13 protein-coding genes are annotated in these 12,184 nt (G+C 67.4%); 6 read left to right on the top strand and 7 right to left on the bottom strand.

All coding sequences use genetic code 11. The features are described 5' to 3' along the window. Window positions 1–92: 92 nt before the first annotated feature. Genes nrdF through nrdH form a run of 4 tightly spaced genes read right to left on the bottom strand, consistent with a single transcriptional unit; the run spans window position 93 to window position 3,931 of the window. The gene (nrdF, locus tag ABD204_RS00060) at window positions 93–1,067 is read right to left on the bottom strand and encodes a class 1b ribonucleoside-diphosphate reductase subunit beta (protein WP_194422709.1); all 975 of its coding nucleotides are present in this window, start codon (window positions 1,065–1,067) and stop codon (window positions 93–95) included. A 24-nt stretch (window positions 1,068–1,091) separates the two neighbouring features. Then, a complete protein-coding gene (gene nrdE, locus ABD204_RS00065) occupies window positions 1,092–3,248 on the bottom strand; it encodes a class 1b ribonucleoside-diphosphate reductase subunit alpha (protein ID WP_194422710.1) in 2,157 nt (718 codons plus the stop codon). After that, the gene (gene nrdI / locus ABD204_RS00070) at window positions 3,230–3,694 is read right to left on the bottom strand and encodes a class Ib ribonucleoside-diphosphate reductase assembly flavoprotein NrdI (RefSeq protein ID WP_194422711.1); all 465 of its coding nucleotides are present in this window, start codon (window positions 3,692–3,694) and stop codon (window positions 3,230–3,232) included. Before nrdI ends, nrdE begins: the two co-directional genes overlap by 19 nt. A gap of 3 nt (window positions 3,695–3,697) precedes the next feature. Beyond that, the gene (gene nrdH, locus ABD204_RS00075) at window positions 3,698–3,931 is read right to left on the bottom strand and encodes a glutaredoxin-like protein NrdH (protein WP_071044530.1); all 234 of its coding nucleotides are present in this window, start codon (window positions 3,929–3,931) and stop codon (window positions 3,698–3,700) included. Between the two features lie 374 nt (window positions 3,932–4,305). On the opposite strand from nrdH, the gene ABD204_RS00080 reads away from it, so the two are divergent. After that, the gene (locus ABD204_RS00080; protein WP_194422712.1) at window positions 4,306–5,511 is read left to right on the top strand and encodes an MFS transporter; all 1,206 of its coding nucleotides are present in this window, start codon (window positions 4,306–4,308) and stop codon (window positions 5,509–5,511) included. A gap of 7 nt (window positions 5,512–5,518) precedes the next feature. On the opposite strand, the gene ABD204_RS00085 is transcribed toward ABD204_RS00080, so the two are convergent. After that, window positions 5,519–5,923: a pilus assembly protein CpaE gene (locus tag ABD204_RS00085; protein WP_194422713.1), complete on the bottom strand. Its 405-nt coding sequence runs from the start codon at window positions 5,921–5,923 to the stop codon at window positions 5,519–5,521. A 38-nt stretch (window positions 5,924–5,961) separates the two neighbouring features. After that, window positions 5,962–6,966: a TIGR00341 family protein gene (locus ABD204_RS00090; RefSeq protein ID WP_194422714.1), complete on the bottom strand. Its 1,005-nt coding sequence runs from the start codon at window positions 6,964–6,966 to the stop codon at window positions 5,962–5,964. 77 nt (window positions 6,967–7,043) lie between these two features. Between ABD204_RS00090 and ABD204_RS00095 the strand changes: the two genes are divergently transcribed. From ABD204_RS00095 to ABD204_RS00115, 5 genes are all read left to right on the top strand, one after another. Continuing rightward, window positions 7,044–8,222 carry an acyl-CoA dehydrogenase family protein gene (locus tag ABD204_RS00095; protein WP_194422715.1) on the top strand — a complete coding sequence of 393 codons (1,179 nt, stop codon included), beginning with the start codon at window positions 7,044–7,046 and terminating at the stop codon, window positions 8,220–8,222. 67 nt (window positions 8,223–8,289) lie between these two features. Further along, window positions 8,290–9,495 carry a DUF445 domain-containing protein gene (locus tag ABD204_RS00100; RefSeq protein ID WP_194424146.1) on the top strand — a complete coding sequence of 402 codons (1,206 nt, stop codon included), beginning with the start codon at window positions 8,290–8,292 and terminating at the stop codon, window positions 9,493–9,495. Between the two features lie 19 nt (window positions 9,496–9,514). After that, window positions 9,515–9,856 carry a gamma-glutamylcyclotransferase family protein gene (locus tag ABD204_RS00105; protein WP_194422716.1) on the top strand — a complete coding sequence of 114 codons (342 nt, stop codon included), beginning with the start codon at window positions 9,515–9,517 and terminating at the stop codon, window positions 9,854–9,856. A 63-nt stretch (window positions 9,857–9,919) separates the two neighbouring features. Further along, on the top strand, window positions 9,920–10,390 hold the full coding sequence (locus tag ABD204_RS00110; RefSeq protein ID WP_194422717.1) for a SixA phosphatase family protein: 471 nt from the start codon (window positions 9,920–9,922) through the stop codon (window positions 10,388–10,390). A 68-nt stretch (window positions 10,391–10,458) separates the two neighbouring features. Further along, window positions 10,459–11,583 (top strand): baeRF11 domain-containing protein, encoded by a 1,125-nt coding sequence (locus tag ABD204_RS00115; RefSeq protein WP_194422718.1) that lies wholly within the window; start codon window positions 10,459–10,461, stop codon window positions 11,581–11,583. Window positions 11,584–11,599: 16 nt separating this feature from the next. On the opposite strand, the gene ABD204_RS00120 is transcribed toward ABD204_RS00115, so the two are convergent. Continuing rightward, window positions 11,600–12,073 (bottom strand): YbaK/EbsC family protein, encoded by a 474-nt coding sequence (locus tag ABD204_RS00120; protein ID WP_194422719.1) that lies wholly within the window; start codon window positions 12,071–12,073, stop codon window positions 11,600–11,602. Between the last annotated feature and the right edge of the window lie 111 nt (window positions 12,074–12,184).

Raw genomic sequence — 12,184 nt, forward strand, 5'->3', positions numbered from 1 at the left:
ACCGCGCACCACCCCCGGCCGGTGGAGACGCCGCAGGGGCCGGCGCCCTCAGCGGGACCGGCCCCTCCATTCGAACGACGGGAGGAAGAAGGTCAGAAGTCCCAGTCCTCATCCTCGGTCGCCTCGGCCTTGCCGATGACGTAGGACGAACCCGACCCCGAGAAGAAGTCGTGGTTCTCGTCGGCGTTCGGCGAGAGCGCGGAGAGGATCGCGGCGTTGACGTCGGTGACGCTCGAGGGGAACATCGCCTCGTAGCCGAGGTTCATCAGCGCCTTGTTGGCGTTGTAGTGCAGGAACTTCTTGACGTCCTCGGTGAGGCCGACACCGTCATAGAGGTCCTGCGTGTACTGCACCTCGTTGTCGTAGAGCTCATACAGGAGCGAGAACGTGTAGTCCTTGATCTCCTGACGCTTGGCCTCGTCGACCTTCTCGAGCCCCTTCTGGAACTTGTAGCCGATGTAGTAGCCGTGCACGGCCTCGTCCCGGATGATGAGGCGGATGAGGTCGGCGGTGTTGGTGAGCTTCGCCCGAGAAGACCAGTGCATCGGCAGGTAGAAGCCCGAGTAGAACAGGAACGACTCCAGCAGCGTCGAAGCGACCTTGCGCTTGAGCGGCTCGTCGCCACGGTAGTACTCCATGACGATCTGGGCCTTCTTCTGAAGGTTCGGGTTCTCGACCGACCAGCGGAAGGCTTCGTCGATCTCCTTCGTCGAGCACAGCGTCGAGAAGATCGACGAGTAGCTCTTGGCGTGCACCGACTCCATGAACGCGATGTTCGTGTACACGGCCTCCTCGTGAGGCGTGATCGCATCCGGGATCAGCGACACCGCACCGACGGTCCCCTGGATGGTGTCCAACAGGGTCAGCCCCGTGAACACGCGCATCGTGAGGGTCTGTTCCTCCGAGGTGAGCGTGTTCCACGACTGGATGTCGTTGGACAGCGGCACCTTCTCGGGTAGCCAGAAGTTGTTCACGAGGCGGTTCCACACCTCGAGGTCTTTGTCGTCCTGGATGCGGTTCCAGTTGATCGCCTGGACCTGATCCAGGAGCTGCAGCTTCTCAGCCATGGTTCCTTCTTCTCGGGTGGTTCGTCACAGCATGCAGGAGACGCACTCGGACATGTCGGTGCCCTCCAGCGCGAGCTGACGCAGGCGGATGTAGTAGATCGTCTTGATGCCCTTCTTCCAGGCATAGATCTGAGCCTTGTTGATGTCACGGGTGGTGACGGTGTCCTTGAAGAACAGCGTCAGCGACAGGCCCTGATCGACGTGCTGCGTGGCTGCGGCGTAGGTGTCGATGACCTTCTCATAGCCGATCTCGTACGCGTCCTGGTAGTACTCCAGGTTCTCGTTCGTCATGAAAGGAGCCGGGTAGTAGACGCGGCCGAGCTTGCCTTCCTTGCGGATCTCGATCTTCGCCGCGATCGGGTGGATCGAGGACGTCGAGTTGTTGATGTACGAGATCGAGCCGGTCGGCGGCACCGCCTGCAGGTTCTGGTTGTAGATGCCGTGCTCCATGATGCTCGCCTTGAGCTCACGCCAGTCGTCCTGGGTCGGGATCGACATCCCCGCGAACAGCTCCTTGACCTTCTCGGTCTGCGGCTGCCAGGTCTGCTCGATGTACTTGTCGAAGAACTCCCCCGAGGCGTAGGTCGAGTCCCAGAAGCCGTCGAAGACCGTCTGGCGCTCCTTGGCGAGGTTGTTCGAGGCGCGCAGCGCGTGGAACAGCACCGTGTAGAAGTAGATGTTCGTGAAATCCAGACCCTCTTCGGAGCCGTAGTGGATGTGCTCGCGAGCGAGATATCCGTGCAGGTTCATCTGCCCGAGTCCGATCGCGTGCGAACGGTCGTTGCCGTCTTCGATCGATCGCACCGAGCGGATGTGGCTCTGGTCACTGACCGCGGTCAGCGCTCGGATGGCGGTGTCGACGGTCTTGCCGAGATCCCCGCCGTCCATCGCCAGGGCGATGTTCATCGACCCGAGGTTGCAGGAGATGTCCTTGCCGATCTGGTCGTACGACAGATCGTCGTTGTAGGTCGTCGGGGTGTTGACCTGCAGGATCTCCGAGCACAGGTTCGACATGTTGATCCGACCCTTGATTGGGTTGGCCTTGTTCACCGTGTCCTCGAACATGATGTACGGGTAGCCCGACTCGAACTGGATCTCGGCGATCGTCTGGAAGAACTCCCGCGCGTTGATCTTGGTCTTCTTGATGCGGGGATCGTCGACCATCTCGCGGTACTTCTCGGTGACCGAGATGTCGCCGAAGGGCACCCCGTAGACGCGCTCGACGTCGTACGGCGAGAAGAGGTACATGTCCTCGCCGTTCTTGGCCAACTCGAACGTGATGTCGGGCACGACCACGCCGAGGGAGAGGGTCTTGATGCGGATCTTCTCGTCGGCGTTCTCGCGCTTGGTGTCCAGGAACCGCATGATGTCGGGGTGGTGCGCGTTCAGGTAGACCGCACCGGCACCCTGGCGGGCGCCCAACTGGTTGGCGTAGCTGAAGCTGTCTTCGAGCAGCTTCATGACCGGGATGATGCCGCTGGACTGGTTCTCGATCTGCTTGATCGGCGCACCCGCCTCGCGGATGTTCGACAAGAGGAGGGCGACGCCGCCACCGCGCTTGGACAGCTGCAGAGCGGAGTTGATGCCGCGGGCGATCGACTCCATGTTGTCTTCGATGCGCAGCAGGAAGCAGGAGACGAGCTCACCGCGCTGCGCCTTGCCGGTGTTCAGGAACGTCGGCGTGGCCGGCTGGAAGCGACCGGCGATGATCTCCTCGACCAACTCGACGGCCAGCTTCTGGTCACCGTCGGCGAGCCCCAGGGCCGTCATCACGACCCGGTCTTCGAAGCGTTCGAGGTACCGCTTGCCGTCGAAGGTCTTGAGCGTGTAGCTCGTGTAGTACTTGAACGCCCCGAGGAAGGTCTCGAAGCGGAACTTCCGCTCGTAGGCGAGGTCGTTGAGCTTCTGGATGAACTCGAACGGGTACTTCTCGAGCACCGCGCCCTCGTAGTACTCCTTGTCGACCAGGTAGTCCAGACGCTCCTTGAGGGAGTGGAAGAAGACGGTGTTCTGGTTGACGTGCTGCAGGAAGTACTCCCGCGCGGCACGACGGTCGGCGTCGAACTGGATGTTGCCGTCGGCGTCGTACAGGTTCAGCATCGCGTTGAGGGAGTGGTAGTCCTGCCCCTCGAACCGCGGGTTGCTCTTGAAGTCCGTCTCGGTCAATGCTGCGTCCACCATCGTTCCAATCCCTCGCTCACGCGATCGATGTCCTCTGGCGTGCCGAACAGCTCTACTCGGTACAAGTGCGGCACGCGACACTTGCGGCTGATGATGTCTCCGGCGAGACAGAAATGTTCGCCGAAATTGGTGTTCCCTGTGGAGATGACCCCCCGGAGCAGGGCCCGATTGTCCTCGTCGTTGAGGAACCGGATGACCTGCTTCGGGACGGCGCCCTTCTCCTCGCCGCGGCCCTGCCCGCCCCCGTAGGTGGGGGTGACCAGAACGTAGGGTTCGTCGACATGGAGACTCGGCTCCGTCGAATGAAGAGGGATGCGCTTTGCCCGCATGCCCAGCTTCTCGATGAGACGCGTCGTGTTTCCGGACACGCTCGAGAAGTAGACGAGCAGGGGCGCGGCGGCCCGGTCGGCAACCGCGCCGCACTGATCTGCGACGGCGGTCGCCACGGGTCAGACCAGACGGCCGGCGAGCTCGTCGATCTTGTCGGGACGGAAGCCCGACCAGTGGTCCTCGTCGGTGATGACGACCGGCGCCTGGAGGTAGCCCAGCGCCTTGACCTGCTCGAGGGCCGAGGGGTCCTCCGAGAGGTCGAGGACCTCGTATTCGATGCCCTTCGAGTCCAGTGCCCGATAGGTCGCCGTGCACTGCACGCAGGACGGCTTGGTGTAGACCGTGATCGCCATTCTTACCCTTTTCTCCCCTCACATCCGGTGATGTCGCCGGCGGCGCCCCACCGGGACCTCAATACTACATATGGGTACCGACATTGGATAGCACCACAAGGGATAGTAGTTACATCCGTGTGATTTTCCACCACCGTCAACACCTCCACCACAGGTTCTCCACCGATTCATCCACAGGCACGCACGTCGCGCGAGGCGGTCGGATCCGCTGAATCCCGCGGCTCGCGCAGCGCCGCCGGATACCTCTCCACAGAACGCACGGTAGAGGCGGCCTCCGACATCCCACACCCTGTGGAGAACGTCGTCGGCGTGTCGCGAGACGGCCGCCCGGGCGGACACGGCGGGGCCCGTCCCGCACCGCGTATCTTTGATCCGTGGCGGGATATCGGGAACTGTTGCGCACACCCGGGGTGGGTCGCATCATCGCCGCCCAGCTGACGGCGCGGTTCCCCAACGGCATGGCGAGCCTCGCGCTGCTGTTGCACGTCGAGCAGGTGACCGATTCCTACGGTGCGGCCGGGCTCGTGCTCGCGGCCGCCTCGGTCGGCCAGGGCATCGCCGGACCGGTCACGAGTCGGTGGATGGGCGCGTGGGGCATGCGGAAGGTGCTCACCCTCACCCTCATCGTCTGCGCGTGCTCGATCGCGACGATCGCGCTGGTCGAGATGACCGTGCCGGCCTACATGGCCCTCGGCCTCGTCTCCGGCCTCGCGACACCGCCGGTCCAGTCCGCCGTACGCACGATCTACCCCAAGATGGTCAACTCCCGTCAGCTGACCCCGTTGTTCTCGCTGGATGCGTCGCTCCAAGAGATCATCTGGATCCTCGCGCCGGTGGTCATCACCTTCGTCTCGACGCAGGTGGGCACCGTCGAGGGGCTGCTGCTGGTGGTCGCGATCCTCGTGGGGGGCGGAGCCTGGTTCATCTCCTCCCCCGAACTCGGCCGCGTGCGCATCCCGCGCAGCCGCCGACGCCTCGGTCTCGTCCTCGCCAAACCACCGGTGGTCCTCGCGACCGTCTCGGGTTTCCTCCTCATCGGCGCGTGCGCCGCGGTCGAGGCCGGCGTGGTCGCCACCTTCGGGCACAGCGGCCTCGAAGCCGGGCTCGTGCTGGCCGTGTTCGCGATCGGGAGCCTCGCCGGCGGGCTCGGATTCGGGCACCTCCCCATCGGCCGATGGGCCATGGCACGCCGACTGGCCATCGTCGCGGCGGGTCTGGCGCTCGCGATGGCCTCCCTGAACGTCTGGTGGCTGGGCGGCACGCTCCTGATCGCCGGAGCCGGCATCGCCCCCGCCTTCGCCGTCATGTTCGCGATGACCTCGATCAGCGTGAAGTTCAGCGAGACCGCCGAGGCCTACGGCTGGATCGGCACCGGTCAGCTGATCGGCGCCGCAGCCGGGTCGGCCGTCGCCGGATTCCTCATCGACGGGGTCGGTCCCCAAGGCGCCTACCTCGCCGCGACGGCTTTCGCGGTCGTCGGGGTGGTCGTCGCCGTCGTCTTCGTCCGCGGCTTCCCCGACCTCCGCGGTCGCGACGCGTCCCCCATCCCGGACACCGAACCGGTTTCGACGATCCTCTGAGCCCGGTTCACGCCACGCGGCGCAACAACTCCCGCACGGCGAGCGCGTACGCGTCGGCGGGTTCGGGATGCTCGAAGACGAACTCCTCCCCCGCGACGTGCAACTCCACCTGGTGCGTGTCGGGCAACCTCCGCAGACAACGGAACGTCCCGCGCAGCATCTCGCGAAGCTGTGCTTCGTGGGGCAGCCAGAGCGCGTCCTCGATCGCCACCGCGTCCAGCGCCCACTCGGTGGTGCCGTTGAAGGCGAGGATGCGTCCGGTCGGATACTCCCTCGGTTCGACGGTCATCTCGCTGACGGTGAAGACGTCGGCGTCGAATTCCGGCTCGTCGAGCTGGAACCGGTCGCCCGACGCGGGGAGCCAGACCAGGCCCGCCGCACGCAGCATCGCGGCCATCTCGGTGGAGATCATGGCGCCATTGTTCCGTGCGCCGACCTCCGTCGGGGCCGTCACCGCGGAAGGACGACGTACTCGACGGCGGGCGAGGCGATCACGTCGACCTCGATGAACGACGGCAGTTGCGCCTCCAAGTCCTCACGCAACGGCTCGAGCGGCGGGATGTCACCGTCCTCGGTGGACACATCCACCGTCGCCGTCGTCACCGTCCAGGTGATCCCGTTCACGCGGGAGTCGTCGTCGTCGGCGAGCCAGTCCACCGTCGCCGCCCTGATCGCCGTGGTCCAGTGCGTGACCACCAGCGCGACCGCGGTGTTGACCACGAGCGGCACGACGATGATCACCGACAGCACGGCGACCACCGCGTACGCCCGGCGGCGGTTCGCCGTGCGTGATGCGCCCGGCTCCCGCGCGTACCCGGCGAGGGTGAACACGACGCTGCCGGCGATGACGAGCGAGACGACGTTGGAGGCAAACAACACGAGGGCACCGAACGCCTCGTCCCATGCGCCCTGCCCCGCACACACCCCGACGACGCCGAGGGGTGGGACGAGGGAGATCGCGATCGCCACGCCGGGCAACACGGCGCTGAGGTCGCGGCGGGTCATCGCGAAGGCCCCGGCGGTCCCGGTCGCCAGCGCCGCGACGAGGTCCAGAAGACCGGGCGATGTGCGTCCGACGATCTGGGAGTTGCCATCGATCTGTGCGGGACCGGCGATGAACGCGGAGAGGATCCAGCCGATCGTCACGACGATCGCCAGGCCGCCCAGCACCCAGAGGAAGGAACGGGCCACGAGCCCGCGATGCCCGGTGACGATACCCGCGGCGATCCCCAGGATCGGTGTACCCAGCGGCGCGATGATCATCGCCCCGATGACCGTGGCCGTCGAGTCGGCGAGCACGCCGGCGACCGCGATGACCCCCGAGAGCACGAGCATGATGAGAAAGCCGCTGCGTTTGGCCAGTGCATCGCCGCGTCGCAGGTCGACCGCCTGCAGGAGGTCGGGCATGGTCTGCCGTTGGGAGTCCGGAATCAGCAGCTGCGTGAGACGGGACATGCGATCATCATGACCTACCCGAGCCCGCGGATCGAGTCAGAACGCCTCCACCCGAGCGGGGAAGGCAGAATGGCGGCATGGCCTGCGACGCGTTCGACCCCTCGGATCATCTCGACGACGCCCTGCTGGAGCGCATCCGATCCCGCGCCGCGACCCACGATCGCGAGAATTCCTTCCCCCACGACGACCTCGACGATCTGCGCGCAGCGGGCTACCTCACCGCGCTCGTCCCCGAGGATCTGGGCGGGGCCGGACTCTCACTCGCCCAGGCCGCCCGCCTGCAACAAAGGCTGGCCGGCGCGGCCCCGGCGACCGCGCTGGCGGTGAACATGCACCTCGTGTGGACCGGCGTGGCGAAGGTCGCCGCCGACCGGGGCGTGGACGCGCTGCGCTTCGTCCAGGAGGGTGCGGCGGCCGGCGAGGTGTTCGCGTTCGGCATCAGTGAGGCCGGGAACGACCTGGTGCTGTTCGGCAGCGACACCGCGGCCGTACCGACACCCGGGGACGGCTATGCGTTCACCGGAAGGAAGATCTTCACCTCGCTCGCTCCGGCCTGGACCCAGCTGGGCCTGCACGGTCTGGACACGACCTCGCCCGACGCGCCGCGGATCGTGTTCGCCTTCGTCCCCCGTTCGGAGGAGGAGGCGCGCAGGGTGATCATCGCCGACGATTGGGACACGCTGGGCATGCGGGCCACGCAGTCGCGGACGACGACCCTCGCGGGCGCGCTCGCGCCCGCCGACAGGGTCGTCAGGCGTCTCCCCCTCGGCCCGAGCCCCGATCCGATGCTGTTCGGCATCTTCAGTGTGTTCGAGATCCTCCTCGCCTCGGTGTACACCGGCATCGCCGGTCGGGCCGTCGAGGTCGCCGTGGCATCCGCCCACGCACGGACATCGAAGAGATCGGGCCGCACCCTCGCGCAAGACCCGGACATCCGGTGGCGCGTCGCCGAGATGGCGCTGACCTACGACGCCCTTCCCCCGCAGATCGCCGCACTGGCCTCCGATGTCGACGCGCGAGTCGACCACGGCGCGCGCTGGTTCAGCCTGCTGGCCGGGGTCAAACACCGCGCGGTGAGCTCCGCCAAGCGGATCGTGGACGAGGCGATGCTCGTCGCCGGCGGCTCCTCCTACTTCTCCGGGTCCGAACTGTCCCGTCTGTCGCGGGACGTGCAAGCGGGTCTGTTCCACCCGTCGGACCCGGAGTCGGCGCACGCGGCGGTCGCGGCGGCATGGCTCGGCCCGGTCGAGGACTGACGTGCCCACCGCCCGCACCGCGCCGTTGAGTGGCGCCGACCGCGTCCGCCTCGCCGGATTGCGGCGGATGAAGGCGGTGGCGTTGGGCGCGCTGTTGGCGATGGCGGTGCTGTTCGCCATCGCCTTCCCTCTCCAAGCCGACATTCCAGCGATGGCATACGTGCGTGCTGCGGCGGAAGGCGGCATGGTCGGCGCCCTCGCGGACTGGTTCGCAGTCACCGCACTCTTCCGTCACCCGATGGGGATCCCCATCCCGCATACCGCGATCATCCCGCGGCGGAAGGACGAGATCGGCCGGAACCTCGGCGAGTTCGTCGAGACGGAGTTCCTGCGTGCCGACGTCGTGCGTGACAAGCTCGAATCGACGCCCATCGCCGCCCGCGTCGGCGAATGGCTCGACGACCCCGACAATGCGCGACGTGTGGCCGCGGAGGCAGCCGCCGCTGCGGCCGGTGTGCTTCGCGCCCTGAGCGACGACGATGTGCGGGATGTCATCGAGTCGCTCGCACGCGAACACCTCATCGAGCCCGACTGGGGCCCGCCGCTGGGAGAACGACTCGAACGCGTCGTGGACTCCGATTCGCACCGTCCGGCCGTCGATCTGGCGATCGACACCGTCTCGGCCTGGCTCCACGCCAACCGGGCCTCCTTCGCGGGGCTCGTCTCTCGCCGCCTGCCGTCCTGGGTGCCGCGTGTGGCCCTCCGCCTGGTCGATGACACCGTCTACAACGAGGCGGTCGCGTTCGTGGACAAGGTGCGTGCCGACCCGGACCACCAGGCCCGTCACGCGATCGATGGTTACCTGTCGAGGCTGGCGGAGAACCTCCAGAGCGATCCCGCGACGATCGGTCGACTGGAAGATGCCAAGTCGTCCCTGTTCGACAGCCCGCGGATCCGTTCGCTCGCGGCCGACGCGTGGGGCACGGCGAAAGCCGGCCTGCTGGCCGCACTCGCCGACGAGGACAGCGATCTGCGACACCGCGCGACCGAGACGCTCGGCGGGATCGGCGCACGTCTGCGCACCGACGACGCCCTCCAACGACGGGTCGATTCCTGGGTGACCGATGCGGTCGTATTCGTCGTCGAGCGGCATCGCCACGACATCGCGTCGGTCATCACCGAGACCGTCGAACGGTGGGACGCCGAGGATACGACACGCAAGATCGAGCTGATGGTCGGACGCGACCTCCAGTACATCCGGCTCAACGGAACGGTGATCGGGGCCCTCGCAGGGCTGCTGATCCACACGATCGCCCACGCGGTGTTGGGGTGAGTGCCGATACGCTGACCGCGTGAGCGCCCGGCATCTGCTGTTCAGCTACGGAACCCTCCAGCTCCGCGAGGTGCAGCTCGACACGTTCGGACACGTCGTCGAGTCGGATGAGGACGTGCTGCCCGGATACACCGCCGACTACGCGGAGATCGACGACGACCGCGTCCCCGGATCCCCTCGACACCACATCCTCCCCGTCGTGCGCGCGACCGGAGACCCTCGAGACAAGGTCACCGGCGTCGTGTTGCACGTGACAGAGGCCGAGATGGACGCCGCCGACGAGTTCGAGATGGCCCGGTATCGTCGAGTCTCCGCCACCCTCGGCACGGGCCGAACCGCCTGGGTCTACGTCACGGCGTGACGCCGCGCACAGAGACCCGAGGACCGGGCGACCGCCCCACCCCGCAGCGAGCAGAAGGACACGATGATCCGCCTCACCATCGCCCGCCACGCCAAGTCGGACTGGTCCGACGGCGCGCTGTCCGACCACGATCGTCCCCTCAACCGTCGAGGCGAACGCGACGCCCCCCTCATGGCCGCCCGCCTCACCGAAGCCGATGTCCATCCCGCCGTCCTGCTGTCGAGCACCGCGGTGCGGGCCCTCACGACGGCGCGCGTCTTCGGTGACGCCCTCGGGCTGCCGGTCGACGCACGACAGGACCTCTACGGCGCATCCGCCGACGAGCTGCTGTCCGCCGCGACCTCTTCCGGCGCGGACGACGTGATGATCGTGGCCCACGATCCCGGTATGACCGACCTCGCGGGTCGTCTGTCCCGCGGACGCATCGATCGGATGCCGACGTCCGCGATCGCCACCTTCGCATGGGAGACCGACGACTGGTCGCTCGTCGACGCGATCGAGCCCACCTCCTGGGATCACCTCACGCCACGGTGACCTAACGCGGGCTCGTCCACGTCGCAACCCCCTGCCTCGGGTCGGGTGACTCTGCGTACCGTGGCGACATGTTGCCCGCAGACATCCCCGACGCCCGAGACCTGCTCGACCTGATGGACCACCGGGATCCCGCGAGCGTGAGCATCGCCCTCGAGTCCTCGCCGATGCCCGCCGACCACGAGCGCGTCCGCATCGCGTTGCGCAACGCGATCGACTCCGCACATCGCGAGCTGTCGGCGACGGACATCGCGCGCGAGGCCTTGGACGCCGTCATCGCCCGACTTCGCGGACTGCTCGAGGACCCGGAGTTCTGGGATCACCAATCACGTTCCCTCATCGTGTTCGCCTCGACCGACCGGCTGGAGACGTTCCGGATCGCGAACCACCTGATCACGCACGTGTCCGTAGGCGACCGCTTCGACACCGGTGCACTCCTGCGCGCCGTGGCCTTCGACTACCGCGCCTACATCGTGCTCATCGACGAGGGACAGACAAGACTGTTCGAGTTCGGACCGGATCATCGACCTGCCGAGCTGGCCCTCGACCTCCCCGAAGATCACCGCCTCGCCTTGGAGAAGACCACCACCGGCGGACGCTTCGATCGCCGACGCGCCGACGGGCGCACGGGAGACCAGCCAGAGCGGGAACGCTACGCCCGAATCGCCCAGGACGCCGTCACCGCACGCATCCCGCGCGGCGCACCGCTGGTGCTCGCCGCCTCGGACGACCTCGAGCCGGCCTACCGGGCCGTGAACACGCACGGGGCGCTCCTGGAGACGACGATCCCGGCCCACCCGCAGGCTCTCGGCGACCCCGCACGACTGGCCGCGGAGGTACGGATCATTCTGGACGACCACCACGCCGCGGAATTGGCCCGGTGGCGAGAGGATTTCGGAACACTGCGCAGCGACGCTCGTGCGACGTCGAAACTCACCGACGCCGCGAGAGCGGCCACCGAGGCGGCCGTCGACACGCTCGCCTTCGACATGGACGAGACCACCGAAGGCACGATCGACGAGTTCGGCCGGGTCGCCCAGGCCGCAGAACCGGGCCCGGGCACGTACACGCTCGTCGACGAGATCGCCGCGCGGGTTCTGCGGTCGGGAGGCACCGTGCGTGCCGTCCGGCGCCCCGACCTCCCGGACGGCGCGCCGGTGGCCGCCACACTGCGCTTTCCGATCGACCCCGCGTGAGCCCCCGGCGGCATCGTCAGTCGACGCGACTGACGGTGCCGCCGGTCACGCGGACGAGTTCGGCGAAGCTCAGGGGGAAGACCGTGTGAGGTGTTCCCCCCGCCGCCCAGATCTCGTCGACCTCGGCCAAGTCCTGGTCGACGACGGTACGCAGTCGGTGCGGGTGTCCGCACGGGGCCACACCTCCGATCGGCTGCCCGGTCGCCTCGCGCACCTGGTCGGGGTCGGCGCGCCGGATCCCCGGGATACCCAGTCGCTCCGACAGCGCGGCGGTGTTCACCCGGTGTGCTCCGCTGGTCATCACCAGGAGCGGGCCGTCGTCGGTCCAGAAGACGAGACTGTTGGCGATCGCGCCCACCTCCACACCGAGGGCGGCCGCGGCCAGCGCAGCCGTGGAGGCGGCTTCGGGCAAGACCACGATCTCCCCCTCGATCCCCGCTTCCCGAAGACAGTCGCGGACGAGGACGCTGCGCGGCGGAAGATCTGCCATGCGGACAGACTAGCGCCGCCCCTCTCGCCGAGGGGGGTCCGGCGCGGCAGAATGGGACGTGGACGCCGCGACACCGCGGGATCCACAGAGCACAGCCCACAAGGCCGGCCG

Source organism: Microbacterium aquimaris (assembly GCF_039531285.1).
Classification (GTDB): domain Bacteria; phylum Actinomycetota; class Actinomycetes; order Actinomycetales; family Microbacteriaceae; genus Microbacterium; species Microbacterium aquimaris.

Excerpts from the sequence above, each read along its gene's own strand:
- nrdF (WP_194422709.1), bottom strand. The coding sequence starts at position 1,067 with ATGGCTGAGAAGCTGCAGCTCCTGGATCAGGTCCAGGCGATCAACTGG.
- nrdE (WP_194422710.1), bottom strand. The coding sequence starts at position 3,248 with ATGGTGGACGCAGCATTGACCGAGACGGACTTCAAGAGCAACCCGCGG.
- nrdH (WP_071044530.1), bottom strand. The coding sequence starts at position 3,931 with ATGGCGATCACGGTCTACACCAAGCCGTCCTGCGTGCAGTGCACGGCG.
- ABD204_RS00085 (WP_194422713.1), bottom strand. The coding sequence starts at position 5,923 with ATGATCTCCACCGAGATGGCCGCGATGCTGCGTGCGGCGGGCCTGGTC.
- ABD204_RS00090 (WP_194422714.1), bottom strand. The coding sequence starts at position 6,966 with ATGTCCCGTCTCACGCAGCTGCTGATTCCGGACTCCCAACGGCAGACC.
- ABD204_RS00095 (WP_194422715.1), top strand. The coding sequence starts at position 7,044 with ATGGCCTGCGACGCGTTCGACCCCTCGGATCATCTCGACGACGCCCTG.
- ABD204_RS00100 (WP_194424146.1), top strand. The coding sequence starts at position 8,290 with ATGAAGGCGGTGGCGTTGGGCGCGCTGTTGGCGATGGCGGTGCTGTTC.
- ABD204_RS00110 (WP_194422717.1), top strand. The coding sequence starts at position 9,920 with ATGATCCGCCTCACCATCGCCCGCCACGCCAAGTCGGACTGGTCCGAC.
- ABD204_RS00115 (WP_194422718.1), top strand. The coding sequence starts at position 10,459 with ATGTTGCCCGCAGACATCCCCGACGCCCGAGACCTGCTCGACCTGATG.
- ABD204_RS00120 (WP_194422719.1), bottom strand. The coding sequence starts at position 12,073 with ATGGCAGATCTTCCGCCGCGCAGCGTCCTCGTCCGCGACTGTCTTCGG.